This is a genomic window from Weissella confusa (genome assembly GCA_041871065.1).
GTDB lineage: Bacteria > Bacillota > Bacilli > Lactobacillales > Lactobacillaceae > Weissella > Weissella confusa_A.
The window spans coordinates 1,503,640-1,529,897 of the sequence record CP168942.1; the positions used below are offsets into that span (position 1 = coordinate 1,503,640).

Genomic DNA, 26,258 nt, shown 5'->3' on the forward strand with positions numbered 1-26,258 from the left:
TTACTCATTACAGTAAAGTTTTCGGTTAATTTGCTAACTTCTAGTATACCTTAATTTTTGTCCCAACTAAACAAGAATTATCCCGCCATCTTTGCTAAACTAGAGGCATACAAACGGGGGATAATTATTTATGAGTATTAACGTCTATATGGTTCGTCACGGCCAAACTTATCTAAACAAGTATCGTCGTATGCAAGGCTGGACCAACGCACCGCTAACGGAAAAAGGGATTGCGGATGGTCAGGCAGCCGGGGAACGTCTGCGTCACGTTCACTTTGACGGTGTCTACTCTTCAGACCTAGCCCGTGCGGCACAAACTGCTCGTTATGTGATGGATGCCAATCTAACTGGTGACAGCCAAGATTTGATTGAATTACCTGATTTCCGTGAACAATTCTTCGGTTCTTTCGACGGCTTATCTGGTGTTGAAGCTGGTCATGAGTTAGCTAACGTACTTGGTTTGCCTGCGGATACAACGTACGGCGATTTGATTCAAAGCATGGATAGCAACGAACTAATGAACGCTTTCCGTGAGGCTGACCCAGCTGGTGATGCTGAGGATGCTAATATGTTTTGGACACGTATTAACAATGGTCTTGATACGCTTCTCCAAACTCACAAAGATGGCGATAACGTTTTGCTAGTAGTTCATGGTATTTTGTTGATTAACCTAACCAACCGTTTCGCCGGTCCTGAATACAAGGGCGTCGAACCTGAAAATGGTTCCGTCACCACTTGGCAACTTGACGAAGACGGACTTCACATTGATACGTTTAATGACACGACAACTGAATGGTAACCAAAAGCCCCGATGGCAAAAATTGCATCGGGGCTTTTACTATATGTCATCTTCGTGATGGTGCTTATCTTGTTGGTTTTGATCATGCTTGTATGCTTCATAGGCCCTGTAACCCATATAGACTGCCGCAATAATCGCAATCGCTAAAATAATTCGGAAAATAAAGAATCCCATCGTTAGTTACCTGTGGCATCAACCATTGCATCGTTCGTTTGAACCGTGACCCAGCCGTGCTTCAAGCGGGTTTGTGCCTCCATGTAAGCAATCGTTTGGTCGTTGATTGACGCGTTAATCTTATTGTTTGCTTCAGCTTCAGCGTTCGCAGCTGTAATCTTAGCATCCGCTTCCGCCTTAGCTTGCGTTTCCTTCGTCTTGGCTTCCAGTTCAGCCTTCTTGTTGTCTTGGCCAGCCTTGATAATGTCATCAATTGACTTTTGCGTTTGCTCATCAATTGATGGCGTTCCGAATGACAAATCTTCAATCACAAAGCCATAAGGTTCCGCAGACTTTTGGAAGCCTTTCAAGATACCTGCTTGTGCCTTAGTTGAATCCGTTCCGACGACTTCCAACAACGTGAATTGTGCCATTGACTCACGAGCTGCCTTTTGCAACTTTTGTGCCAACCAGCCAGTTTCAATTGTGTGAATGTTAGCTGAACCAAACTTCTTATAGATTGAAACCGCCTTAGATGGATCTACGTGGTATGAATAGCTAATCTTCACATCCGTCTTCTTTCCATCAGAAGTGGCAACCGCAACCTTTTGCTTGATAGATTGTGTCTTAATTGGATATTGTGTCACATAATCCAACCCAACAAAGCGAATTCCTTGTGACAACGCACACCCCCTGAAATGGCATAACGAATACCGACGTTACCGTTATCAACACGTTCAAAAAACTTGAACCCACCAACAACAACTAGCAATACCACCACAACTGCCCATGCAATAACCTTAATCTGCTTACCCATATATCCCCCGATATTATCTTAAAAAAGATATTTTTTTAGTTCCAATAAACAGTTTACCGGAAATAGCAGACTCTGAACAGAGGTTGCCAAACATTTTTAAGATATGAAAAAAGAGCTGACCCAAATGGATCAGCTCTTTTAAGAAGTCCAAAACTGAACTCTCAAATTACTTTGAGAACTTATATAGGAAGGAAACTGACAAATATCACTCAAATATCGTGCATAAAACGCCTTGTTTTGGCTATATCTGTGCGATATATGCCCGCGAATTATTGGCGAGTGACCAAAGAGTGACCAAAGTGACCATAAAAAAAGCCCGAACAAAATTGCCCGGGGACTTGATATGTCTTTATTATATACGGCACCATATTGAATATCAATTTCAATACAAAAAAGCCCGTCCAGATTAAGTACATCGTACCTAGTCCAGACGGGCTTATTTTATATGTGGGCCAACTTGCGCATCTGTTTCAGTGTCGCAAGTTGGTCCATTTTAAATTAATTAGAAAATGCAGCTTGTAGCCGACAGACAAACAGCGTAAAACAAGACAAAGATTGGGTGATTATTGGTTTTGTAGCTAATAAAATCAGACGTTGTATTTTCATTTATCTGTTTATGTGTTTTTGGTGAGTGCTACAAATTGTGCTACATTTTCAATTTTTGTTGTGTACTGTATAATTAATTTTAACTTAATGTTATAAGGAGAAACTTACATGACTAAATTAACACATTGGACAGAAAGAGTCCTCCAATTTTTGGCATCAGAAACTGAAGATGACCGTATTTTATATGTAGGAAAGTTCAACGAGCTAATCGACAATGGTTTCTCTGAACGACAGGCATATATCAATCTGCACCGTGAGATTGTAGAGCCATTGCTTGTTGATGCTGACCTAACATGGGAAGAATATACCGAAGCAACCGCTAAAGCTATGACGCGTCCAACCTTATATGATGTAAAGGTCTGGATTGAGCTTGCTGGCAAGATTGGACCTTCTGCAGCTACAGGTAACTGGCATGCAGTTGAACATGACTGGAAATGGGACGTTCCAAGTAAATAACATAAAAAAGCCCGTCCGGATTAAGTACCTTTTGTACATAGTCCAGACGGGCTTTATCTATTTACTTATTCAGCGTATGCAGCCTTCAACCAGACCGACTCACCATTCATCTCTACTTCAATTGATGATACAACACGTTGCAATACCTTGTATCGTCCATTCAAAGTGAAGTATTCGGGAACACCGTTGTTACCAAGACCGTTTTGATCCGCCAATGGGTTGCCATGACGGTCGGTCAACGTTACTGATACAGCCGGCATATCGTTGTGATAATCTGCTACTGGAATAGCCATATCATTGTTTCGAACGTACACACCACCCAACTCGTATTGCCAACTATCTAGTACGAATACACCGTTAAACTCTGCCGAGTCATCTTGCGTGTTTGCGTCCAAGATTTCGACATTTTTCTTGTTTACCCATGAATAGATGTCATCAAGCAACACGCGGTCACCATCAACTTCTAACACCTTGTGTGGTACACCCTTAATGAAGTCTGGGATAGTTTCACCAGTCGCATAGTGTGTTGCGCTGAAGTTAACCTTTACGGTCATTCCCGCTGCAATATCTGACTTTGGAGTGTTATCAGCTTCCTTACCGGCAACCACAGCTGGCGTGTCCGTGTTTGGCTTGCTAGGATTACCGTTCTTGTATCCATTATCAGTGATACCAGTCAGGTCAATATCACCATCCAATCCACCATCAATGTATGATGCCGTGAATTGGAACAATTGCACGTTGTCAAACGAAGGAAAGTAATTGTAGTTTGGCGTTGGCGTAACGTTGTAATCAGGATACTCGGCCAACCACAATGCGTACGAATTAGCGATACGTTGCAAATCAGTTGAATCTTGCAAGTAGTTCTTATATCCGTAAACCATTGGTGTGTAACCAGCGTCCTTGATGCGTTGCAAGGCATGCATGATTACGTCGGTATTCTGTCCTCCACTCTCAACATCAAGCGCAACGATTGACCCCTTTGGCGTTTGTACCTTTGGTAAGAAGTAATCAAGCACCGCATCAGCTGTGGCATAGTCTGTAATGTCCTGCCACCACACATACGTGTGTGCACGCTTGCCCTGGGCGACTGCATATTGCACTTGCGTGGCATAAGTAGATTGATCATAGATATACCCGTGATAACCACCAATTTGAGCGATGGCAAACTTATCATGGCCATATCCAAACTTACCTTGTGAACCTTGGTAGATTGACCAATCAACACCCTGGTCGCCTTTGGCAGCATGTACTGATGGTACTGAGCCCATAATTAAAAGCGCTCCAGTCGAAACCAAAGCGCCTTGTAGCAATTTATTCATGTGTTTCCACCTCATTCATCTTTTTAACAGCCCATTCAATTGCTTCATCAATCTGCTTAGCAGTGAACAAATGAGCCTTGTCAGCCTTCATCAGATAATCTGTAATCGACTTGATTGCTTGTGCTTTTTGGGTTTGGCCACCGTCAAAGGTCACCTCAGCCCACTTAACCACAGCTTCTGCAATACCAAGCAAATTTGTTAACCGCTTATTGCGGGCAAATCGTGCTGATAGCCAACCAATGGCCAAAATTAAAAGCGCTGGCAGGATTCCAATTTCCCACAGCGCTTTTAGCAACTCGATTAAGTTATTCATGGTATCGCTCCTTTTCAAATAAGGTTTTAATTTGCTCGTCGTGCTTTACGAGATGAAGCTCATGCTTATCAAGACGATCATCTTGATGTCCTAGTTTAGCCGTTAAATCCCTAATGTCATTAGAAAGTTTGTCAAATGAGCGTACGAACGTGAACTTGATGATAAATCCTAATCCCGTTAGAAACGAACCAATGACGGACAGCCAGCTGACTAGGTCATGTGGTAATTGCATAGTTCAACCCCGTTATGCTTCCGTTGCAGCTGCATTCAATGAAGGCGTTGCCTCATCAGCCTTTTTAAATACGAAATCTTGGAACTCCGTCCATTGCTTACGAAATTCTGCGATGTTTTCCTTATATACAGCAACATAATTATCAGGGATATAGTAACTCACTTGTGGCATTCCATCAGAATTGATATTGCCGTTAAATGTTGCATATACCACGTTTTGCTTGTTCCCATCATTGTCAACCTTTTCAGCAAAAAGCTCTGCATCGAATGTAGTTCGTACGTTAATCTTCATCTTGTTGATCCTCCGTGTGTTCCGCTAATTGTTCATGTAAATTTTGCACTTCAACTTGCAACAGGGCTACCTGTGCTTTCAATTCGGCATTCTCAATCGCGCGTGTCGCGACTTCCAAACCCAATGTTTGAATAATTTGTTGATTTTGATCCATTTCTTTTCCTCCTAAATTCTAACCCATATCAACGTTATACCAACCAGTAGCCGTTCCGTTGCTATTGAATCCGGTTGGTATAGCTGCTGTTCTGATACCACCAAAAGCTTTAGCAATCTTTGTAAGGTTGATAGCTGTTCCGTTTGACGACAAATAAATGTCGGAACCTGCATAAACAAAATAAGCAGAAGGACCACCGAAAGTTGGATAACTTCCTCCGTTTAAATTCGATGCCCTTACAAGCAATCTGTCGTCTGTCCCTTGAATTTTAATACCCCCTCTCATTTCTAATGGCTGGTTGAACAACACGTTATCTTGGAAATTAAACCCTTCAATCGTTCCGGGTAGATTAGACGGAACCGAACCAACTCTGTACCAACTTAACTTGGTATCATATGGGTTTCCTGCGTAATTCTGCGCCCCCCAAGCCATGAAATCACCAGTTGATTCAAGTCCGAAATAAAGTCCTTTCTTAGAATTATCCTGATATAGGTCATTAACACCAATTCGACCAATCGAACGGTTTGACTTATCAAACTTCATTCCGTCTTTGTCAAAAACAGTGGTTGCCAAACCTGCGCTAACGGTCATGCCTTCAGAGTCAATTGAAGTCGATCCATAACGTCCATCCCAATAGGTTCGTATAAAGTTCGCAACGTTACCTGAAAGTTTATTAACGTCAAGGTTAAGAATGTTAGCATCCGTAATCGAAGCCTTGGCTATCTGTGCGCCGCCGATTGACGCGTCCTTGATGACAGCGCCATTCAGCCAGTTGTTTCCTAAGAACGTCGTGTCCGCTGATACCGTTAATTTCTTGGCGGCAATTGTCATTCCTGAAGGGTCGCCGTTAATTCCGTTAATTAAATTACCAGCATTATCTTTTATACCGATTGCCCAATTATCTTGGAACAATTGCAAAACTGTTTGATTACTAGACTTCGAACCGGGCATGTATCCATAATCTTTTGAACCACTGTACATAGACAGATGGCGGAATGAAACCTTACCACCATTCCAACCCATACCAAATGAAACGTACGCTGCATTCGCGGGTGTCTTAACCGTGAATGAATATTGTGGCCAAGCTCCGCCTATCGAGCCACCAAAGTAATTAGTTGCATCCGAACTGATCAATACATGGTCGCTGGTGTAATAACGAATATATCTTGCAAACGATACTTGCGATGAAGTTGCCCAACCGTCACCTTCTACCAGTTCAAATGAACCACTATACGTTGAGTTAGGCATCGTAGGTATTGGATCAGAGTATAACCAAGATGATGAATTCCCACCATAATCGTGAATTAAACTCATAGTTCCATCTGGGTTTGGCCCATTAACACTGACATTGTTTGATTTTCCAGCCCCAACCTTAACCGTAGCGCCCCAAGGGGTATCTACGTGCCAGCCCGGTAATGTTCCGTTAACGACCTCGAACTGTGAATTATTCAACAAATTTAATGATGAAATCTGAGCTAACAGCGCATTACTTATTTGAAGCAACGATGATTGGTATCCGTCTGTGACTGATGTTATTCGCTGACTAATCAAATCCGTCATTTGCTGTCTAACAGAATTGTCACCGGTTTTTCTGTTATCAATCTCATCATTAATTTGATCTGCTAATTGTGTTCGAACTGATTGAATGGCATTATCAGTGTCTTCAGGCGCTGTGTGCCAATCAGATACCACATTTCCTCGTTCAAGCTGGATATTATCAATAACTTTCCAGCCACCTGCAGCCGAATTTTTTATGAAACCAAATCGTAGCTTTGTAATCGTTTTGTCGACTGTCAAAGTGAACGTTTTTGTGTACCGTTGCCAAACTTGTTGGCCTCCAGTTGTAACGTGGTTGGCGTGCTCCATCATCACACCATACACGGGTTGTCCATCATCTCCATACGCGTAATCAGAAGCTTGTCCCATCGCAGCAGTAGCCGTGGCGTAGTAATAACTCATCGTCCATTTTTCGCCGGCTTTAATGGTTACCGGCTTTGGAAGCGTAAAGTAGCTGATTATGTCTGCACCTGAAGCGGATGTACCATCATAAACACGTCCCATGTAATCACCGAACGGCTGCGGATAAGTTGCGGTCTGCGTAATTGGTGTAAGGCCGTGTCCGTTACCCGTCTCGAAGCCACCATCAACGATATAATTTTGCGTCCCAAGCTGGAAGTTTGCAACGGTAGTTTGAACGCCCTGGGCGGTGGTCAACGCGGTTGTTGCCGCATTACTTGCCTGAATAGCTATTGTCTGTCCGTTATTAGCCAAGTTCCACGTCGCGCTCAGTCCCTTACTAGGATCGTTAACAACTCCTGTGATGCCGTCAACGTCTAACTCCAGTGACGATACTCGTGCGTTGTTATTATAATTTCCAGGGACATAATCGCCCACTTTATTTGCAAATACTAGCATTGGTTGAGCATAGTAGTTAGTGCCTGAATTTCCATTCATATAAATGTTGAACGAGATGTACGCTGTATTGGCTGGTGTCGTCACATTCGCTACCAATCGTTGCCAAGTAAGCCACCTTCCGGAATCAAAGTTTGAACGTCCGATATAGTGTTTGTTCGAATCGTAATACTTCAGATAGATAGCACCAGTTACCATACCATTAAAGTCGCTCGAACTGTATTGCCAGATAGATGCTGTAATGGGCGTTTGAGGACCAACCGGAATTAAACTAGTATGGATAGCATTAGTTGATGTCGAATTAACTTGCTTTCGCAAAACTGAGCTTCCGTTATACTTACCTCCTGCAATCATCCAGCTGGTGCTTGGTTCATTACCATCAGTGAATGAAGTTGTACTTTCAATTGACCCACCATCAAACCAGCCTTGTAAATCAGGGCTAAACTCAGTATTAAACAACTGATTGACCTGCCCCATTGCATTAACTTGTGTCTGCAATTGCGTAGCTGCCAGTTGAATAGCACTCGCCGTCTGGTTGAACGTCGTGTTCTTCACGTACGCGGATGCAACCTGTGAGCCAAAATTAGAAATTGCAAGGCTAGTAATAGCCGTTGCGTTTTGCGAGGCCGTTGCAACGGCTTCATTTCGGGCTACCGTCGCATAACTACTTGCAGTCACGTCAGCTGATGTAATTGCAGTAGCAAGCTTGCCGTTCAACGAGTCAGAAGTTGACGTAATCTTGACGCCAACGTTCGAGCTCAATGCATTCACTGCAGCAGCGGCACCGGACATAGCGGCTGTGTACGCACTATTAGCCGCAGATGAACCCTTAGCCGCTGCACTGTTCGCCATGCTTGACGCGTTAGACGCCAAGATTGAGCGTGCAGTTGAAGCGCTAGCCAATGCAGCTGCAGCGCTTGCAGATATTGAATTAGCAATTGAAGCTTGCATCAAATTCAATGAATCGGCATGTGATGTTGCTTCGTTTACTGCACTATCGACAGCATGGTCAATCCTCTCGTTTGTTTGGGTATCTACGCTGTCCACCCACTTGCCATTGACCCATACTTTAACGCCCGAATTTTCACCATCATTCCAGAACCACGTATCACCTTCTTGTGGATGTTCCGGCGCATCACGCCCATAATGATTTTTGCTTTTTCCGTTTGCACTGACAATAGCTTGATTGGCTTGCTCCTTGACCTCCGTCACTTTATCTTGCAAGTCGTTCAACGCGTTCTTGTTACTATCTGCCCAGCTTACCTTAGCTGTTCCAATTGATAGCTTGGTAACACGTTCTGCCACCGGATCATAGTGCAGTTCGTTAACAATTGCTGTTACGTTAACACCAAATTCAGGCACATAAACTGTCACGGTATCAGTAAGGCCGATTGTTTCTAACTTTGCGAACTTGTCGGCATAATCTGCACTATCTTGTAGGCTTTCTACTTCAACCTCAACCGTGACTTCTGGCAAATCTTTTCCAGTATTAGCCGACTTAACAAACCAGTCCGCAGCAAACGCATTAATCCTCGCCTTGATTTGGTCGTCAGTGTCGCCTTCGTCAACTTTAACGTCTTGTGATACATCAACCATCTTCGAATAAACGAGTGGATAGTTACCCATTCGTGAACTTTGAACTGTTGCGCCCTCGATTGTTCGTGAAACATCAGTTGAGTTAACGGTTACCGTCGGAACGATTTCAGTCGTCAAGTTGGACACATCAACCGTGTACTTCAATCCGGCAATATTTTTACCCAAACGGAACGTCGCAACATTGTCACGTCCGCGTCGATTGAACATCGCAACACGACGATTTTCACGCTTTAATTCACCGCCCCAAATTTGCAAGAATGAACCTTGAGTTCCAGCTATTGCCTCCATCGGGTTAACGTATCGAAGTTGAGACTCGCTTGTGTGTGTGATGTCTGAGTAGAAAGTGAAAATGTGCGGATGCAACGTTGATTTTTGAATGGCTGTCATTGCTGCCTGACCATCGCCTAACATGTGAATTGTCTTCGATAGATTATTCGTTAAATCATATGTGATTGAATCAGCTTCAATCATCACCGCATAGCCAGTGATATCCAACGCTACCGAAACAATGCGAAACGCGTGATTATCGTCCAATGGTGACGGCTTAGCAAGGATAATATTACCTTCACTGATATCGGCGTAATGTTGACCGTTCACTGGATAATATGCCGTTAAGTTAAGCAATCCGTTTCGCTGTTCATGAATATCGACGTCGTACAAGTCCCCCAGTTGACCCAAGCCGTTATTCAAAAAATCAATTTCATCACTTGAATATAGAATCGGTGTCATAGCGTCCTCCATCTCATCTCAATAGTTGCTGTACCTGCACTCAACTTCACCGTATTAGGCCCTGGTTTCAACATTGGGAATGGCCCAATTGCCATTTTCGCGTTTTCGTTGACCATTACACCACTGTCTACACGCCACACGTTCTGCATAGCGCTGTCTAGCTCGATTGAGCCACTTACACCAGTGAACTTATAAACTGTGCCGTTAATCGTCAGATTGATAGCACCGCTACCGGTAATCTTGATGTATGGCTTAGCGGGTGAAAGCGTCGGGTTGGTCAATGTTGTCTGCGTTGTTCCAATCGTGCCAGTTGGTGCAGGATAGACGTACTTATATGGCGCCGCACTCAACGTCACAGCTACTTCACGATATGTTGAGTTGATACCTTTACGTGTCACCTCAGCTTCACCAGTGCGAACGACCTGATACGTGTAGTTCTCATCTGAATACAATCGCAAATCAACATACTTGCCAGTATCTAGCGCTGCCAAGAATTTTACGATATGTTGTCCGACACTTGGACTCGGCTTAAATCCCACCGTGAACTTAATTGTGCGGTTTTCATAAGCGTTATCGTCAAACAAAATAGCCCGATCAATACCGACCGGACTAGTGTTCAATGTGTGTTTGCGTTCAGGAATAGTGATTTCTGGGAAGCTGGTAATAACCGCTTGGATGTCCTCACTATTCAACTGTCCAATTGTAAAACTTCCCTTGTTCATCTTATGCTCCTGTTACACGGGCCTTTGCAGCTTGTGAACGTGTAATACCGTCCATTACTGCATCCCTAATCTTATTAATTGTTGCTGGTGTTGTGTCTGCGTTAACTTGGATGACAATTTGAGTACCACCCATCTCACCACCAAGCGCATCAACAATACCTTTACCAATACCACCAAGTGTTTTGTCGTTCAAAGGCAATGCTGCTTCAGGGCCAGCTTCACCAACACCGTTATAGCCACCATTGGCAGCGAACAAAGTTGGCTTAGTAAAAATACCACCCTTGGCATACCAGTTAACGCCAATTTTTGGAATTTGTCCTTTCAATGGGTTAAATGATCCGGACAAACTAAAGTGTGGTAGTGGAATGTGTGGGAATGAGATTGAAGGGAACTTCAAACTGAAGTTAAACAGCCCCTTGATCCTACTAATAATGTCCCTAACCACATTCAACGCACCATTCAGAACGTTAGAAGCTGCATTACGAACGCCATTAAAAGCCCCCGACGCAATACCGCCAAGACTATTCAGAACGTTTGATATAGTGCTTCTAATGCCATTAACAATATGGCTGATCGCAGAACGAATGCCATTCCAAACTGAACTAGTCGTTGATGAAATACCGTTCCATACACTAGAAATATTTGAACGAATACCATTAATGATATTTCTAATCGTTGATGAGATGGCGTTAAATACGTTCGATATCGTTGAACTAATTGCATTAGCGACGCCGGACACAGTTGAACTAATTGCGTTCCAGACAGTAGAAAATACATTTTGAATGCCTGCCCACAACCCAGAAAAGAACGACCCAATCGCTGTAAACACAGTCGTAATCGTATTTTGAATTTCAAAAATTGCATAATTAATGGCAACCTTGATTTTTGCCCAAACTGTATCCAGCCACTCAACAATCGCGCCCCAATTCTGGATGGCAATCACAATCGCCGAAATAGCTGCAATAACACCAGCGATAATACCGACAATTGGCAGCAATACACCGGCACCAAACGCACCGACAACTGTTGCGATTGTAGTAATTACTGGCATCAAAATAGCTAGCACCGCTAACACAGCCCCGATAACACCAATAATCGCTTGAATAGGCCCTGGCGCATTAGCAATTGACGTTACTAGTTGTGAAATAAAATCAATTACTGGTGCTAACTGAGAAACCAAGTTCGCAAGTGCATCTTTCAATTGATTGATTGACGCTTGCATTTTTTCACCAGGTGTTTTTTTGGCCATTTTATCAGCAGCACCGTTCACCTTTTCGGTTCCGGTTGCGGCTTCAAGCAATGCGGCCGAAGCACCTTGACCCAAATCTTCGAATTGTGTTCCCAAACCTTGAACAGCTGCTTTAGCTTGGTCGGCCGGCATTCCCTTCAAGTCTTTACCAACGGCAGCCATGACTTCAGCTGATGTCGCTTGTCCGTCCTTAAACTTTTGGAAAACGTCCTGCGTAGCTTGCCCAAACTGTTTCATTGGTTCGTCAAGCTGTCCTGACGTCAAACGAAGTTGGAATTCCTTAACCGCATCAGCGACCTTGTCAGTGTTAAAGGCTCCGTTTTGCATACCTGCGTTCAACACATTAAGCATGTTTCCAGCGCTCATCCCAGCGTCTTGGAATGTTGGTGCATACTCATTGACCGTGTCCAAGAAGTCATCATTCTTGTTCAGTCCGTCTTGCAGACCTTTAGCCACAACATCAGTGGCCTCTTGACCACTAATTTCAAATCCCTTCATTGCTTGTGAAGCAGCGTTGGTGGCGTCCTTAATGTCAACACCACCGTGCTTTGCAATAGCTACTAACTGGTTAGTTAGATTCGTCAAGTCTTGACCGTTTAAGTCTTGAAATGAGTTCTTGACCGTCATGACAGCTTCACTAGCTTCGTTTACATCTTCAACTAATCCGCTGTTAAACACGCCGTGAACTGATTGAGTTGCCTGGTCAGCTTGCGACTTGGTCAATCCCATTGAATTCTGCATCAAGCTTTGTGCGTTGGCAAAATCCATACCAGTATTAAGGATGTCGCCACCAATTTCAGCCGCCTTATCACCAACTTGGCCCAAGGCATCTGCTAAGCCCATATTTTTGATGTTTTCAGCAGTATCATTAAGCTCATCCATACCTGATTTAGCTTGCTTGAAACCAGCTTCTGCTTGTGCGGCAGCATCACCGCTACCTTCAAGATAGTTCGTAGTGTCTTGCAAACCATTCTTCAAGCGACCCAATTGTGCTTCAGTAGCTTGTACTTCACGTTGAAAACCACGATATTGTTCTTCACCAATATCACCAGCTTTGAATTGTGCCTCCACTTGTGATTGTGCCGACTTCAATTGATCAAGCTTTTGAGACGTAGTTTGAACTGCATTGCTCAATAGCTTTTGTTTTTGTGCAACTAATTCAACATTACCAGGGTCTAGCTTCAACAACTTATTTACGTCACGCAATTCTGCGCTTGTCTTACTGGTTTGTGAGTTGACGTCCTTTAAACTCGACTGCAATCCGGTAGTATTACCGTCAATGTCAATCGTGATACCTTTAATTCGACTTCCCGCCATCTATATCTCCTTTCTAGAACGTATCGAAATCAGCTTGGTTCGCCTTTTTGACAGGTGATTCATTAGACTTAGCGCGTTCATTAGCTTTTGTTTCAGAGTTTGCGTATTCAACGATGTAGTCCATTACCTGACCTAAGTCCATCATGCGTAACTCTTCCCAGGACAAGCCCGATTTTTTAGCAATGTATAAGTAGCTTTCATCATCAAATACATCGTCGGTTTCGTACTCGTCCTTTAGGCTTTTTTTGTCGAAATTGAGGTCATAGCAATCTCGACAATATCTTCCAAAATGTCGAAAATTGGGAAGACTTCAAATCCTTCAAACCACTTGTCATATGGCGCAATGTTAACATCTGCATTCTTGGCGTAAATGTAGGCCATATCTTGTACTAATGTGATGTCCTTGTTGAACAAAACGCCAGCCTTTTCTGCGTCCGTTTCAGCACTAGCCGCCTGTTGAGCCAGCTCCAAGAACTTTCCAAAATCATCAAAGAAATCACGTCCAAATTCATTGCGATAAAAGATTGGTGTAGCACCGGATGAAACTAACGTTATTTCCTTATTTCCAATAGTGATTGCCTTTTGCATGTCATTGCTCCATTTCTATTTTCGATATGTATGCCGGGTTTCCCCGGCCAGTCATTAAACCGTTGGTGCGCTTGCGCCAGGTACGTAAACAGCAGTAAACCAGTCGTCGTACTTAGCAGAGCCTTGTGCAGCCTTACCCTTAATCTTGTAGTCATAAGGGTCTGCCATTGCTGAAAATTCGAACTCAGCAGTTTGTGCGTCAATCTTGTCACTCTTGGTTGCTGAACCATCACCAGCGCGTGAGAATGCCACGTTATACAAGACGTGTCGAACGTGCTTCTTATCTCCTGAAAACTCAAAGGCCATTGCGACCTTTGAACCATGGTTATCAGCATTTTCAACCACTACACCATCGGCGTTCTCAACGTTACCAAACAGCAACGCTTCAATTTCGGGTTGCAAGTAAAGCATCGTTAGCTTTCCCGTGTACCCTTGGTTGTTTTCTTCCTTGTCGTAAATAATATCGTCAGCATGGACTTCCAAAGCGTCTCCGTTTGGATCCAATGTCAATTCAGTTGCTCCACGCCAAGGAACAGGTGTTCCGTACGTCAATTTAGTGCCACTGTCTGTAATTTCAAACAAATGCACATTGCGCAAACCGTACTTCACCTTGTTGGTATCATTCGATGTTGTCATCTAAATCTTCTCCAATCAATTGAATTAAGAAAATCGTCTCGTGCATGTCTTCTGACTCGATTGGTTGGTCAGACTTTGCATAAACGATTTCTTGTGAACGCAAAAAGGACTTAACAGCTCGTTCAAGTTGTAAGTCCTTTTTGTCTGTGTATAGCTCAATAGTCACGTTAATGACTTCTTGATAGTTTTCATCATCTGCAAACGCATCCTCGTTGTCTTCTGCGTAATACACAGCGAACGGTGTACCGGGTGCGTCACCTTCCGGAAATTGATAATAGGCAACCGGAATGCCTAGCGCAGTTTTAAGTGCTGCCCCAAACTCATTGAATTGCATCTAATCCCCCAATGCAGAACGAACACGGTCTTCATACTCGCTTGCTACCCACTCATCAACGTCAGCAATGTGTGGAAACGCTTTTGTACGCCCACCATTACGCTTGGCGTGACCCTTCTCCAGCAAGTGAGTTAGTTGACCGTCAGTTGCGTTGAAGACAACGTAACCCTTACCGTTCTTCTTCGATTTCCAGCCTTTACGATACTTTCCAGTTTGGTCTTTGAACCCCCCAGCCGACCGCATCTTGGTCGCCGCTTCTTTAGCGACTTCCTTTTGCGCGTCTTCCAATTTGTTCTCGACTTCATCTGTATATTGTGCCAATGCACGCGCGATTTCAGCGCCTAAGTCATCAATGCTTGCCATCAGTCAAATCCTTTTGCAAATACAAAGTAGTGCGATCACCAGACACGGCAGTTCGGTAAACCTTATACCGTTGTCCGTTGAACTCCACCGATTCTTCTCCTGAATAGTCAATTGAGTTGATTTGAAATGCCAAGTCGGCTCTCAGGCCAGCTTGCCCAGCCAAACTAAACTCATCACGACCAACAGTGAAGGCATTAGCATATACCTTGCGCGCCGTAAAAGTTTCAACTGGTTGCAATAACTCATCTTGCGTATACGCTGCGCTTAACAGCGTTAAAACTTGGTCATACTTCATCAGTTCCACCCCCATATTGAGAATGAAACGACAAACTAGTTTTCAACTTCTCGTATCGGTCTAGAAACTTCTCTGAATCAGGATTGTCATAGCCCCAATGCGCCTTAACATAAAGCGTGATAGCTTGCCGAATAATGACCGCCTTAGAACTAGCGAACTCGTCCGACACCAAACCATCAATATTGAGGTCGGCACGCGCTGCTAAGATAAGATCGTTCACTTCGTTTTGCAAACCCTCGTCAGTTGTGGTTGAGCGCAACGCAACCATGATGGTATCGAATAATTCATCTCGTTCCATAAGTGCCACCTTTAAATCAATGCAAGCAAATCTGACTTCTTAGCGTCATCGGCATATTCAATCTTGTTTTCGTCCAAGTGAGCCTTAATTTCCGCTACCGTATTCTTTTCAGTTGGCTTTTCAACGGTTTCTCCCACAGTTTCGTTAACGTCTGATTGACCCTCTTCAACTGATTCGTCTCCGGCCGGATTTTCATCAACTACTCCGATGAAATCACCAGATTTCAACTCAGCGACACGCTCGTCAGTCGGAAACTTTGGATATTCATCACCAGCAACATATGAAATCTTCGTTTGCTTGTCGATAAAATCAGACTTTACAATAAACTTGTCCATGTTGCATCAGTCCTTTCTTATGCTTCTGCAGCGATTGATACCATGTAACCAGCGTCGGTATCGGCAGCTTCAACGTCAAATCGGATAACAACGCGTGGAATGCGTCCGTATACATCGTTGTCTACCCATTCGATAGCGACGTCCAAACGGTCAGCAAACAAAATTGCTCGGCGCAAATCACCAACCCATAGCTTCTTAGTACCAACGGTGTCAGTTGATACGAATTGGTTGTCAGCAATCACGTTAACTGGCAACCCAAACAATGACTTACCGGCTGGTGAAGAAATTTGGTCTTGCAACAAGTAACGGCCTTCGTTGTCCTTCGTCTTGTCCAACTCGTTGTACATTGATTGCGTCATAACAAACGTCTTGTTGTAAGCGGGGTCCAATGAAACGTTAACGATATCCTTCAACCCATCAACAATGGCCTTAGCAGGAACTGACTTAGCTGTAAATGAAGCCAACTTCGTAGCAATTGCAGCGTTCGTCGTGTTCGTCTTGATAGTTTGAATATGTTCAGCGACCAATTGACCCAAATCAACTTGTGCATCGTCCAAAGATTCTTGTGAGATTGGCAAAGCACCACGGTGGGTAACAATTTCCCATGCAACTTGCAAGAATTGTGGCTTAGCCAAATCAGGGTTGGCTTCCAATTCGGCAACTGATGGAATGGTAGTTGAAGCACGCTTCAAGATTGGGTACTTACCAGACGCAGTTGAAACCTTTGTCTTTTGAACCAAAGAAGCCAAATCAACAACCGTTTCCAACTTCAAAGTTGGGTCGTAAATGATTTCTTCTGGGATAAGTGAACCGGCGTCAGTTGACGTCAAACCGTCACGCTTCTCACCCTTTGAGCGCATGAATGCGTTAAATGCTGAACGTTGCTCAGCTTGCTTGTCTTGTGAAGTCTTAGTTACTTCAATTGGCATTGATCGTTCCTCGTCTTTCTTTTCATCATCAGTGGCACCGTTGGCCGGTGCTTCGTTTTCATCTGTGTTGTCTTTTTCTGAATTGTCATCAGCCGGCGCATCATCTTCCGCGTTGTCCTCGGATACAGAAGAACCCGCATCAGGAGTTGAGCTTGCGCTGTCGTCCGGTGCGGGTTCCTTAGCTTCTTCTGGTTGTGCATCTTGCAATGATTGCAAGTCCTTAATATCATTTTCGATTTGCTTTACTGCATCCATTGCAGCTTGCGCATCATCTGCCGTTGCATTCGGGTCGTCGATTAGCTTTTGGGCTGCATCGATTGCATCTTGCAACGCCGTGTTCTTTGCTTGAACACTCTCGTCTAGTGTTGCCATTAGAATCTACCGTTCCTTTTCTGAATTTGTGCCAGCGTTACAGTGTCCTGCAAGCGTTGGCGAAGTGAATATCCTTTAGCACGTTGTGCATCACGACTGGCGATTGCGATTGAGGTATCATCATACGCCGGCAAGGGTGTGATTGTAATTTCGAAAACTTGGTCAATCCTCGTTACGTGTCGGATATCAGGCTGACCAGGGTCATTACTGAACTCCCACGTATCTTCGGCAGCAGTGAACATGAAACTCATGCCCTTGATATTGCCAACTCTGATATTTTCCAAGACGTCGTTCGCAAGCGTTGTATTTGGCAAAGTTGCTTCGAAATACAACCCGGTATCATCAACTTTCAACTTCAATGTGCCAGAATCAACGCGTGCTAACGGTTGGTTCGGGTCGTGCGCATAAACTAGGTACACACCGCTCAAATCAACGTCTTTCAACGCGCCTTTATCGATATACTCGATAAAACCAATGTCTTTAGACGGTTTGCCAAAGACGATTGGATAACCAAACACCTTGCGACTACCTTCTTGCTCGTCGGCTCGTACTTCAACGCTAATGCTGCGTACTTCCTGATTGTTCATCGGTTGTCTCCCCTTCCTTCAGCGTCTTTTCAAGCTCAGACTTAGCAACAATGTCATCCGTGATTAAGTCCGATTGACTCTTCAACAAAGCTTGTTGTGCCATCTCTGGCGACAAAATGGCTTTATCTACCAAGAAGCCAACACGTTGTTCAATCTGACTACCGTCCAAGTCAGTCGCCCGGCGAACGTCTGGAACAACATTCACACCTAACTTTTGCTCCAATTCTTCAACAACTGGTGCTAGGTATCGGGCGAAAGTTTGGTTGTAGTCAGCACGTACCTGATCGGCATTTGAGTGTTCACTCTCACCGCCCAACATATTGACTGGCAACAAGAACGCCTTGGCAATTTGCGTTCGGGTAAAGTCAGTTGAAGCCAATAACTTCGCAATGTCTGTTTTAACCTCCAATTGTTGGTAGTCGAACAAATCGTCCAGTACCAGCAAACGCCCAGCATTGTCACCTGACTGCGCATCTTCGAATGCTGTTCGCACTGCCGCTCGTTCTTCTTCACCTAACTTGGTACCCTTAGCCTTCAAGATTGAAGAAGGGTTAACTGCCTGTTTCAGTGAAGCCAAACTCAAGCGACGTGAGTTTGCTTGCAAGTCCAACTCATTGCGCAAAGCCAATAGCGGACTTTGCCCCATCAACCCGCCGTTCATTGATAGCCAACGAAGATGAATAATGTCGTTAGAATCAACGTTTTTCAACTCGTCTTCATTTCGGTTATCGAAGCGTAGATCATACGTCATCGTCTGACCGTCATCTGACAACCAAGGCGTAACGTGTGACGGTGGCACGAATTCGAAATACTCGCGTCCATTGTTATACTTCTTGTCTGTCCGGCGCAGTGCGTATGCATTACCGTCCAACAACATTTGAACGACCATTGCTTGAAAGAAGTTGAAGCGGTTGGTCAGTCGTGACGGATGCGTCAATAACCAATCAACTTGTTCATCTTTCGCATGAAAATACACACGCGCAATGTCTGTTGCAATGATGTTCACCGCCGTCCACACGTCACTATTGCGTATCGCTTGTTCTGCTGATAAATAACCATCTGTGAAGAACAGACCACCATTTACGATTGATAACGCGCGCGGATTACCTGAACCACGAATGGGTACGGATCGTTTCTCAAAAAACATGTGCTTCTCCTATCTCATGAAATAACTGATTGCCAACAAAGCTAGGCCAATGACAATCAGGCCCAACCACGGGGCAATTAAAAAGGCGCCTGCCGAAATCGACAAAGCGCCAAGAACTGATAAAACGTCTGATAGTAAACCTCTAATTTGCATGTTAGAACCCAAAACTTTCCGACTTGATGTAATCTGCAATTTGCTCATCATTCATTCGTGAGTAATCACTCGCACTAGCATTAGTGCTGAATGACTCGAAGTGATAAATTGCGTCGTACAGCGCGTCAACTATTGCGTCGACAAGGTCAATTTTGTAAGTTGCCTTGTTCTTATCAATCTTGATTCCGTTGTTATCCGAAACAACAACCGCGTTCATCAATGACTTCTCCATCATTGGGTCGTCTAATCGTGTAACACGTTCTTCAACAAAGCTGTCTTGAAGCCATTTTGTCGGCTCATTCAACGAAATTGTTCCTTGTCGTACACCAACCATGTTCCAAGTTGTCGCTTCATCAATCGCTTTAATCAGCGCATAAGTGTGAGCCGCATCATAAGCGAACTCTAGTACGTTTAGGTTGAACTTATCAACAAAATCCATTAACCAAGTGAAGATGAACTCATTGTCTATCAAGCCCTTTTCGTGTTGCGTGACGTGAGCAAAACCAAGTTCTTCCATTTGACGATAATTAATGCCGTCTTGCTTCTCTTTAGTCTCAATTGACCCGGCCTTGTGCCACGGAATAAATGAGTGTTGGTAAATATGCCATTTCTTTTTGCCGGCAATCTCATACGGGAACACAAACGCAAGAGCTGCATCATCGGAAGTCATAGAATTGTCGAACCCGATATACACATCTCTAAAATTCATATCAAATCCAGCTATAACCGCGTTTTCAACTTCATCCAATTTGAATGCTGCATTTTGCTCTGCGTTCAACCACACATTCATATTCTTAACCAAGAAATCGTTCAGCTTACCTTCTGCCATCTTCGCGTTGCGTTCCGAAATCAATCCGTTCAGCAACTTGTCATGCTGTCCAGCAAGGCCCAGCAGTGGGTTTGACTTAATCCACTCGTCAGGCTCGAATACTTCATCTGGACTGTCTTGTGAGAACACTGCCATGAAGTAATCGTCCAATTCACCTTCGTTCTTCTCAATTGCCTCTGTAACCGTCTTAATATCCTCACGCAATGGTGCGTTAGGGTTTTGATAGGCAGTTGAGATTTGGAAAAACAAAGCTTCTTCTTGCTTAATTTGGCCGGATGTAATCTTTCCAAACGCATCACGGTCTCTTTGGTCGCCAGCTTCGTCAAAGATGGCAGTAGTCGCGTGATACGAATCAAACTTTCCACCTTCTGCCGAAATGCGAACGATTTGATTGCGTTGTTTTAAGTTGAAAATATCCATGAAGCGCAACGTAACGTCATCCTGCATGCCTTTGAAAATCGTTGCAAGCATTCGTTCAATCGTACCGGATATGTAGTTGAATAATTTCTTGGTTTGGTCGGATGTATTAGCAGCAGCAATGATATCTTGATTGTTCTTATCACTTGATTGAACAAAGAAGTCATAAGCTGCCAAGATAGCCGCCAAATATGTCTTACCTTGACCACGCGCAATCGAAACAATCGCACGTCTGAACCGCTTACCGCCTGTTTTGTTGTTTCGCCAAGCGATAACTGACCCTAAGATAAATATTTGCCAAGGCATTAACGGCATTGGCTCACCAGTATCTGGATCAGGTACTCTTGATGCGAACATCAGAAAGCCTTCAAGAATATTTGCGTCGAAGTGATAAGGAAAATTGTCTGTATTTTGTCGTTTCAGGTCTCGCAAATGCCGATTAGCTGCCAAAATAAGCAACTTTCCGGCTTTAATCTTGCCTGTTACAACATCTTTGGCATATTGCGTCACAGCGTCCATTACTTTTCCCCCTTAAACATTTTGATAATGTCTTCGGAGGCATCAATTTCAACTGGTGCAGCATCCTTTGGCAATAGTCCATTCAACTCTTTTACCAGCGCAGTCCAGCGATTGATAACCGATACATAAGATTTTTGCGCTGGGTTTTCTCGCATCATTTCTTGACTACCGTTAACAAATAAAACGATTGGTCCATTCTCAATAATGTCTTCTTGCAGAGTTTGAAGATTAACGGTGGCGAATGCTAGTTGGTCAACAATAGCTTTCTTAACGTCCTCTTTTTCTTCGGGAACGTCAGCAAACGCCTTGTTGAAAAATGTTTTTGATTTAGCGACATGCGCTTTGAATTCTTTCGGGCTAATTTCTGACACCCCCCCTCATATGAAAAATTAGCTCGCTATGGAAAACGAGACTACTGCATCGGTTCTCCTTGACCTAACCATAGGCCCCCTATCATACGCCCACATTTCAATTCTCAGCCGTTTTAAACACAAAATCGAGTAAATGGTAATCTCTCACTCGAACGGCGTCAGAGTTGATTTTGTTGTGTTGTCCAGTGCCGTAATAAGATTGTTCCCATTTAGTCTTCATGTTGTGGTGCACGTTGCAAGCAGCTACTAGGTTATTCATATCCAAACTAAGCTCTGGTGCAATCTCCCTGGGTACAATGTGGTCAACCATGTCGGCTGGCGATGTAGTACCAACTATTTCACAGTATTGGCAGAGACCATTGTCACGTTTAATTACTGCTTGTCTTGTATGTCTCCATGCTGGCTTACGGTAGAATGCATTACGTTCTGCACGTTCTGTGTCTGCCTTGCGCTTGCGGTCATATTGCCTATCAGCCATATGATCACGAGTTACGTCTCTCTGGTGAACACCACAGTATCTTTGACCTACCGGAACCATAACGTGACAACCAGGTTCAGCACATCGATGTAGTCGTTGTCCCATAGCATTCACCCTTTCAACTGCAAAATAAAAAGCCAACCTTTTCCGATTGACTACTTTTTTGAAATCCATTTATAAAATATCACGAAAGCTAATATAATTCCGAGGAAGACTGTTGTCATTGCCAATCCCCAACCAATACTTATTTCAATCAACTCACGGCAACCAATCTCTGCACACCTATACATTCTCATATCACTGTCGCCTGACGCAATCCCTTAGATTGACCACGCTTGTCAGTCATATCAAAGTAATTGATGTCAAATTCCTTAGGATTTTGAGTCTCTGTATCAGTATTCCAATCAACCATAAGGCTAATCAATGGCTTGTCATCAACTCCAGCAATCAACTCGCCATCTACCCACACCTTTGGTACATCACGAATGTCATCAAACTCAATACGTATATGTGGTTGCTCTGTCGTGCGCACTTCATCAGCCCCGTAAACGTGCGCGTACTTGCGACGATTGATATTGTTACTCTTAATCAACTTACCCATTAAGTTCTTGTGCATGTCGGTACCTCGCTAATTACTAATTGTCTTTTTGCTTTAAATCACTCGACGCAATATTTTCCCCATTGACTATGATCTGATTCGCTTCAATCCGTAGTCGATGACTGGTCACTTCAACATTAGCTCCGTTTTCCAAGTTATATTCTTTCATGTCGACACTCCTTCTCAGTGCAAAATAAAAAGCGCCCTAGGCGCTCAATTCTTCAATAGTTTGGTCAATACATTTAGATATATCTTCAAGTTGTTTCTTCATTGTTTTGATATCCGGACATTTTTCAACTATGTTATACCTTAACGAATTATCAGAAATACATTGCTTGTACGTATTTAAAAAACGGTCTAGTAATACCAAATTATTTGTATACTCATCCTGTTTATCAAGCAATTCCTTTTTCATTAAATTATCTAGCATGTTAGTGATAAGGTACATGTCATTATGTGATTTTTTTAAGCATTTATAATTAGTACCCTCAAAAATGTTAGCAGTATTTTCAGACACAAAATATTCATACCTAGATTTTGCAAGGTCTTGTTCTGCTAGACTCATTAGAGTTTCTAATCGTATTTTACTATCTAATACTACAATTGATTTAGAAACATCACCTTTCATTTCATAGCAGTAGTCAATCAACTTTGAATTTCTCATCATGCTTAATTCTTGCTGCCTAGATTGATTGCTTTGCTTATTAGATTCTTTGACCTGATATCCAGCCACTGCTGCTGCAATGACACCGGATGGCAACACACCCAGATAACTGCCCCAAAACCCCAGCCAATCTCCCGAAACCACAAAATCCCCATTCCGTAATCCATTGAAAACAAACGAGCCCAATTGAAAAAAAAGCGGAATGCCCAGAAATAATAACGTTAACAAAAACGCATTTTTAGTCAGGAAAGAAGCATCTCCATTCTTCTTTTTTTCATTTTTCATGTAACCTACCTCCGAAAAGATAGCTTACACCAAAAATAAAAACCGTGCACCCACATATCGAAGACCACGGCACGATTATTAGATTAGAGAAAGCATATCCTATGCTTAATTTGATATGTACACCATTCGCCACATACAAGGCACTGGCACGGTAATAACTAATAAAGTTTTCCTTTAATTAGTTTGTTGTGTATGTATGCATGTGGTCAGGATTTGCACCTGACATGATTAGCAACGGGCGTCTTGAGATGTGGCCACGTCCCATTGTTGCCTTATCTTGTTTCTCTCTAGCGTAACTAAGCGTCTACCTATTCCGCCACACATGCTTTATTTCAATTTTTCTACTCTATCATTTTTACATGAAAATTCAGGTAAAACACAAGCCATTGCTAAATTAATAATTTAGCATAACTAAATCAAATTACAAATCAACGTAATGTGCGACTGACCTCTTGAACTCATTCTTCCAAAGGTGCAGCGTAGTTTCGCTATAATGGAGCTTCATTGATATCGCTGACCAAGGAATACGCTCTCCGTAATGACACTTCAGCATATCTAATAAGTCCTCATCGATGTCCACAAGCCAGAATTCAACAATCATTTTCTGGTGATTAAGCTGTGATAGCTCATAGTCTCGTTCCAAGGTGATCATCTGACTTTCAACCGCATTACTGTATTTATACTGTGCACGGCCACCACCGACATTCTCGTCAATCTCGGTGTGAAATTGCAAGTACATCTCACGGGCCTTGATTTGTTTGTCCAACGTCCCATCAAAATAATTTCGTAGTAACTTATCAACCTTGTCTGCCAAACCGATGTCCCCCGTGCTAAACTAGATATACCACATATCAAGTACGCGCTGGACTTCGGTCTGGCGCTTTTTGTTTATCCTTCTTCTACCCAATAGTAATAGCCAACTAACCACTTGCTGACCATATGCTTGATGAGCCACTTGCTACTTGTTCGATATGCCTGGCGCTTGTTCCACGTCCGCGCAATCACATGCTTGCCTTCTGGCGTATAAGCGAGTTTGAAGTAGCCTTGCTTATCTCGGAAATAGTAATACTTACGCATGATCCTCTTCTTTCGAGTCGTTCATTTGATATACCTTCAGAAATGCATCACGCCATCCTTCTACTGCCTCTACTGCACGTTGTGCCTTACGTTCGTATTCACGACGCGCTTTATCAGCTTTATATGACTCATATCCATAGATACCAGCCACAACCCACAACAATGCCACACCAACCCAATATGCCATTATTCTTCCACCTTCACCTTTCGTGCCGTTAGAGATACGTCCAAATTCGAAACATCAGCAATGATCTTGTCTGCTTTCTCTTCCGTAAACATTCCCGCACTGTCAGTGTATATCGTCATTCTGAACTCGTTATTACCCATTGAAGCTAAGTAAAGATCGTTACCGCCGGCGTCAAAAACATCAACAAACATGATACGAAATTTCGATTCATTCTTTGGCACAAACTCAACGTTTCCCAACAACCATTCAGCAACCGCGTTTAACGCCGCTGTTTCGCTATTAAAATTAAATTGATAAGCGTGGTAACTCCCAGAATTATCGTCTAGTACGTTATTAAGTAAGTCATACACATCAATCGTTTCGAGATTTGATTTCATCCGCTCTAACCAAGCAATTGAATCAGCCGGCAACTCAATCACACGCTTTTCAATAGTTGCGTTTTCTGCAACAGTTGGTTCAACATACATTTCAAGTTGACTAACCGGAACTCGCATTACATCGGTTTCATTTAGCAAAAACTGCTTTTTAGCCACAATAACTGTCGCTGCAGCAGGTAAATCAATTACATACTTAGTCATTACTTCCCCTCCAACTCAATCTGTTCCAACGCCTCTTGCGCTGCCTGATAGCCAACATCTTCACGGAACTCGTACCAGTTCGTGTAACCGCGACCCTGTGCGTACTCGTTCATCTTCTTGCCTGTAATGCGCATTACCATTCCTCCCGTTCAAATACTGGCTTAACTGCCATGACTTGATACGCCTTGCCATGATATTGCACCAGCAACTCATCTAAATCATCACCTGTTGCAACTGGTGTGTGGTGATTGTTTCCCATGCTCATGTTGAACACGACATACATTGGCATTTTCTTACCCATGTTCATTTCCTCCATACGGGCTCACAGTCTTTTCACCCTTGGCTGCTTATCATTCGTAAAATTCAATCTCAACGCCCGATGGCATTTCATATAGTTCGATACCTAGTACGTAAGTATCGCCCAGCCAGTACCGTTTATGCGATTCTTTGCTGACGATCTGACTATCATCGAACCCAAACACTTCTTGCAGTACATCGTTAGTTCCCTTTTCGGAATTATCTAAATCAATCGTGCTACGTGTAATTGGCAGTATCTTTGTTGAGTCAAACTCCAACTTCGCCTTCTTGCTCGTTACGTATGACTTCGGTATCGGATATGTGAACATCGTCCGTAAGAAGTATGCGCAACCGTCCTTTGGCTTGAACTCCAAGTCATCGTAAATGTCATCTAACTGCGCTTTCAAATAGTTGTGATATTCGTGATAACTCTGCGATCTAAACAGCCGCCCTTTTCCCATCTCCATTTGATTCCCAGATGAGAACTTAACAGGTGTTTCGATTCGCAATTTCAAAACTGGTGTTGCATTCGCCAAACTATCCATTAATAAACTCATAAATTCCTCGTTACCGATTCTGTTACTGATTTGTGACCGTTTTTGTGTCTGCTCAATCACTTGATACAACTGGTTTTGTTACCGTGTTACCGATTTAGGGGGTTTCCTATATATATTTATATATATATTCTTTTTTTTAACATTTAAGATAAAAGTAAAAATAATCAGTAACATCAGTAACAAGACTTATATGGCGCGG

35 protein-coding genes and 1 pseudogene are annotated in these 26,258 nt (G+C 43.3%); 2 read left to right on the forward strand and 34 right to left on the reverse strand.

Annotated elements, in window-relative coordinates:
• Nucleotides 1-130 precede the first annotated feature (130 nt).
• Entirely contained in the window at nucleotides 131-799 is a 669-nt protein-coding gene (locus ACAW68_07255) for a histidine phosphatase family protein (GenBank protein ID XGA15274.1), read from the forward strand.
• A 39-nt stretch (nucleotides 800-838) separates the two neighbouring features.
• Here the strand turns inward: ACAW68_07255 and ACAW68_07260 are convergent, their stop codons facing one another.
• Nucleotides 839-973, reverse strand: a complete 135-nt coding sequence (locus ACAW68_07260) for a hypothetical protein (protein XGA15275.1) — start codon at nucleotides 971-973, stop codon at nucleotides 839-841.
• Between the two features lie 2 nt (nucleotides 974-975).
• Nucleotides 976-1,769: pseudogene (locus ACAW68_07265) on the reverse strand (SPFH domain-containing protein).
• 714 nt (nucleotides 1,770-2,483) lie between these two features.
• Between ACAW68_07265 and ACAW68_07270 the strand changes: the two are divergent.
• A complete protein-coding gene (locus ACAW68_07270) occupies nucleotides 2,484-2,831 on the forward strand; it encodes a hypothetical protein (protein ID XGA15276.1) in 348 nt (115 codons plus the stop codon).
• A 65-nt stretch (nucleotides 2,832-2,896) separates the two neighbouring features.
• Here ACAW68_07270 and ACAW68_07275 read toward each other — a convergent pair whose 3' ends face one another.
• The 32 genes from ACAW68_07275 to ACAW68_07430 form a co-directional block, all read right to left on the reverse strand.
• A complete protein-coding gene (locus ACAW68_07275) occupies nucleotides 2,897-4,150 on the reverse strand; it encodes a GH25 family lysozyme (GenBank protein XGA15277.1) in 1,254 nt (417 codons plus the stop codon).
• Nucleotides 4,143-4,463, reverse strand: a complete 321-nt coding sequence (locus ACAW68_07280; protein ID XGA15278.1) for a phage holin, LLH family — start codon at nucleotides 4,461-4,463, stop codon at nucleotides 4,143-4,145. The genes ACAW68_07275 and ACAW68_07280 overlap by 8 nt, the downstream gene beginning before the upstream one ends.
• A complete protein-coding gene (locus ACAW68_07285) occupies nucleotides 4,456-4,695 on the reverse strand; it encodes a hypothetical protein (protein XGA15279.1) in 240 nt (79 codons plus the stop codon). Before ACAW68_07285 ends, ACAW68_07280 begins: the two co-directional genes overlap by 8 nt.
• A 12-nt stretch (nucleotides 4,696-4,707) precedes the next feature.
• The gene (locus ACAW68_07290; protein XGA15280.1) at nucleotides 4,708-4,986 is read right to left on the reverse strand and encodes a hypothetical protein; all 279 of its coding nucleotides are present in this window, start codon (nucleotides 4,984-4,986) and stop codon (nucleotides 4,708-4,710) included.
• On the reverse strand, nucleotides 4,976-5,140 hold the full coding sequence (locus tag ACAW68_07295; GenBank protein XGA15281.1) for a hypothetical protein: 165 nt from the start codon (nucleotides 5,138-5,140) through the stop codon (nucleotides 4,976-4,978). The genes ACAW68_07290 and ACAW68_07295 overlap by 11 nt, the downstream gene beginning before the upstream one ends.
• 18 nt (nucleotides 5,141-5,158) lie before the next feature.
• A complete protein-coding gene (locus tag ACAW68_07300; protein ID XGA15282.1) occupies nucleotides 5,159-9,877 on the reverse strand; it encodes a phage tail spike protein in 4,719 nt (1,572 codons plus the stop codon).
• Nucleotides 9,874-10,599, reverse strand: coding sequence for a hypothetical protein (locus tag ACAW68_07305; protein ID XGA15283.1), 726 nt, complete (start codon nucleotides 10,597-10,599; stop codon nucleotides 9,874-9,876). The genes ACAW68_07300 and ACAW68_07305 overlap by 4 nt, the downstream gene beginning before the upstream one ends.
• Before the next feature lies 1 nt (nucleotide 10,600).
• Nucleotides 10,601-13,165 (reverse strand): phage tail tape measure protein, encoded by a 2,565-nt coding sequence (locus tag ACAW68_07310; protein XGA15284.1) that lies wholly within the window; start codon nucleotides 13,163-13,165, stop codon nucleotides 10,601-10,603.
• 13 nt (nucleotides 13,166-13,178) lie between these two features.
• Nucleotides 13,179-13,310, reverse strand: coding sequence for a hypothetical protein (locus ACAW68_07315; GenBank protein ID XGA15285.1), 132 nt, complete (start codon nucleotides 13,308-13,310; stop codon nucleotides 13,179-13,181).
• An 89-nt stretch (nucleotides 13,311-13,399) separates the two neighbouring features.
• Entirely contained in the window at nucleotides 13,400-13,753 is a 354-nt protein-coding gene (locus ACAW68_07320) for a hypothetical protein (protein XGA15286.1), read from the reverse strand.
• 54 nt (nucleotides 13,754-13,807) lie between these two features.
• A complete protein-coding gene (locus tag ACAW68_07325; protein XGA15287.1) occupies nucleotides 13,808-14,389 on the reverse strand; it encodes a major tail protein in 582 nt (193 codons plus the stop codon).
• Nucleotides 14,373-14,723: a hypothetical protein gene (locus ACAW68_07330; protein ID XGA15288.1), complete on the reverse strand. Its 351-nt coding sequence runs from the start codon at nucleotides 14,721-14,723 to the stop codon at nucleotides 14,373-14,375. Before ACAW68_07330 ends, ACAW68_07325 begins: the two co-directional genes overlap by 17 nt.
• Nucleotides 14,724-15,086 (reverse strand): HK97 gp10 family phage protein, encoded by a 363-nt coding sequence (locus tag ACAW68_07335; GenBank protein ID XGA15289.1) that lies wholly within the window; start codon nucleotides 15,084-15,086, stop codon nucleotides 14,724-14,726. It lies immediately after the preceding gene.
• Nucleotides 15,073-15,381 (reverse strand): phage head closure protein, encoded by a 309-nt coding sequence (locus ACAW68_07340; GenBank protein XGA15290.1) that lies wholly within the window; start codon nucleotides 15,379-15,381, stop codon nucleotides 15,073-15,075. Before ACAW68_07340 ends, ACAW68_07335 begins: the two co-directional genes overlap by 14 nt.
• Nucleotides 15,371-15,679, reverse strand: a complete 309-nt coding sequence (locus tag ACAW68_07345) for a hypothetical protein (GenBank protein XGA15291.1) — start codon at nucleotides 15,677-15,679, stop codon at nucleotides 15,371-15,373. Before ACAW68_07345 ends, ACAW68_07340 begins: the two co-directional genes overlap by 11 nt.
• Nucleotides 15,680-15,690: 11 nt before the next feature.
• The gene (locus ACAW68_07350; GenBank protein ID XGA15292.1) at nucleotides 15,691-16,014 is read right to left on the reverse strand and encodes a hypothetical protein; all 324 of its coding nucleotides are present in this window, start codon (nucleotides 16,012-16,014) and stop codon (nucleotides 15,691-15,693) included.
• Nucleotides 16,015-16,031: 17 nt separating this feature from the next.
• A complete protein-coding gene (locus tag ACAW68_07355; protein ID XGA15293.1) occupies nucleotides 16,032-17,315 on the reverse strand; it encodes a phage major capsid protein in 1,284 nt (427 codons plus the stop codon).
• Nucleotides 17,315-17,902 carry an HK97 family phage prohead protease gene (locus ACAW68_07360; GenBank protein XGA15294.1) on the reverse strand — a complete coding sequence of 196 codons (588 nt, stop codon included), beginning with the start codon at nucleotides 17,900-17,902 and terminating at the stop codon, nucleotides 17,315-17,317. Before ACAW68_07360 ends, ACAW68_07355 begins: the two co-directional genes overlap by 1 nt.
• Complete coding sequence (locus ACAW68_07365; GenBank protein ID XGA15295.1) at nucleotides 17,874-19,049, reverse strand: phage portal protein; 1,176 nt, start codon at nucleotides 19,047-19,049, stop codon at nucleotides 17,874-17,876. The genes ACAW68_07360 and ACAW68_07365 overlap by 29 nt, the downstream gene beginning before the upstream one ends.
• A 154-nt stretch (nucleotides 19,050-19,203) precedes the next feature.
• Nucleotides 19,204-20,967, reverse strand: coding sequence for a terminase large subunit (locus ACAW68_07370; GenBank protein XGA15296.1), 1,764 nt, complete (start codon nucleotides 20,965-20,967; stop codon nucleotides 19,204-19,206).
• A complete protein-coding gene (locus tag ACAW68_07375) occupies nucleotides 20,967-21,338 on the reverse strand; it encodes a hypothetical protein (GenBank protein XGA15297.1) in 372 nt (123 codons plus the stop codon). The genes ACAW68_07370 and ACAW68_07375 overlap by 1 nt, the downstream gene beginning before the upstream one ends.
• A gap of 97 nt (nucleotides 21,339-21,435) precedes the next feature.
• A complete protein-coding gene (locus ACAW68_07380; GenBank protein XGA15298.1) occupies nucleotides 21,436-21,990 on the reverse strand; it encodes an HNH endonuclease in 555 nt (184 codons plus the stop codon).
• A gap of 118 nt (nucleotides 21,991-22,108) precedes the next feature.
• A complete protein-coding gene (locus ACAW68_07385) occupies nucleotides 22,109-22,432 on the reverse strand; it encodes a hypothetical protein (GenBank protein ID XGA15299.1) in 324 nt (107 codons plus the stop codon).
• A 19-nt stretch (nucleotides 22,433-22,451) separates the two neighbouring features.
• Complete coding sequence (locus ACAW68_07390) at nucleotides 22,452-22,583, reverse strand: hypothetical protein (GenBank protein XGA15300.1); 132 nt, start codon at nucleotides 22,581-22,583, stop codon at nucleotides 22,452-22,454.
• Nucleotides 22,584-22,619: 36 nt separating this feature from the next.
• Nucleotides 22,620-23,363 (reverse strand): hypothetical protein, encoded by a 744-nt coding sequence (locus ACAW68_07395; protein ID XGA15301.1) that lies wholly within the window; start codon nucleotides 23,361-23,363, stop codon nucleotides 22,620-22,622.
• 421 nt (nucleotides 23,364-23,784) lie between these two features.
• Nucleotides 23,785-24,177, reverse strand: a complete 393-nt coding sequence (locus tag ACAW68_07400) for a DUF722 domain-containing protein (protein XGA15302.1) — start codon at nucleotides 24,175-24,177, stop codon at nucleotides 23,785-23,787.
• Between the two features lie 74 nt (nucleotides 24,178-24,251).
• Nucleotides 24,252-24,440 carry a hypothetical protein gene (locus ACAW68_07405; protein ID XGA15303.1) on the reverse strand — a complete coding sequence of 63 codons (189 nt, stop codon included), beginning with the start codon at nucleotides 24,438-24,440 and terminating at the stop codon, nucleotides 24,252-24,254.
• On the reverse strand, nucleotides 24,433-24,627 hold the full coding sequence (locus tag ACAW68_07410) for a hypothetical protein (GenBank protein XGA15304.1): 195 nt from the start codon (nucleotides 24,625-24,627) through the stop codon (nucleotides 24,433-24,435). Before ACAW68_07410 ends, ACAW68_07405 begins: the two co-directional genes overlap by 8 nt.
• Nucleotides 24,627-25,205, reverse strand: a complete 579-nt coding sequence (locus ACAW68_07415) for a hypothetical protein (GenBank protein XGA15305.1) — start codon at nucleotides 25,203-25,205, stop codon at nucleotides 24,627-24,629. The genes ACAW68_07410 and ACAW68_07415 overlap by 1 nt, the downstream gene beginning before the upstream one ends.
• Nucleotides 25,205-25,339 carry a hypothetical protein gene (locus ACAW68_07420; protein XGA15306.1) on the reverse strand — a complete coding sequence of 45 codons (135 nt, stop codon included), beginning with the start codon at nucleotides 25,337-25,339 and terminating at the stop codon, nucleotides 25,205-25,207. The genes ACAW68_07415 and ACAW68_07420 overlap by 1 nt, the downstream gene beginning before the upstream one ends.
• Entirely contained in the window at nucleotides 25,339-25,506 is a 168-nt protein-coding gene (locus ACAW68_07425) for a hypothetical protein (protein ID XGA15307.1), read from the reverse strand. The genes ACAW68_07420 and ACAW68_07425 overlap by 1 nt, the downstream gene beginning before the upstream one ends.
• Before the next feature lie 49 nt (nucleotides 25,507-25,555).
• Nucleotides 25,556-26,059: a RusA family crossover junction endodeoxyribonuclease gene (locus ACAW68_07430; protein ID XGA15308.1), complete on the reverse strand. Its 504-nt coding sequence runs from the start codon at nucleotides 26,057-26,059 to the stop codon at nucleotides 25,556-25,558.
• Nucleotides 26,060-26,258: the final 199 nt, after the last annotated feature.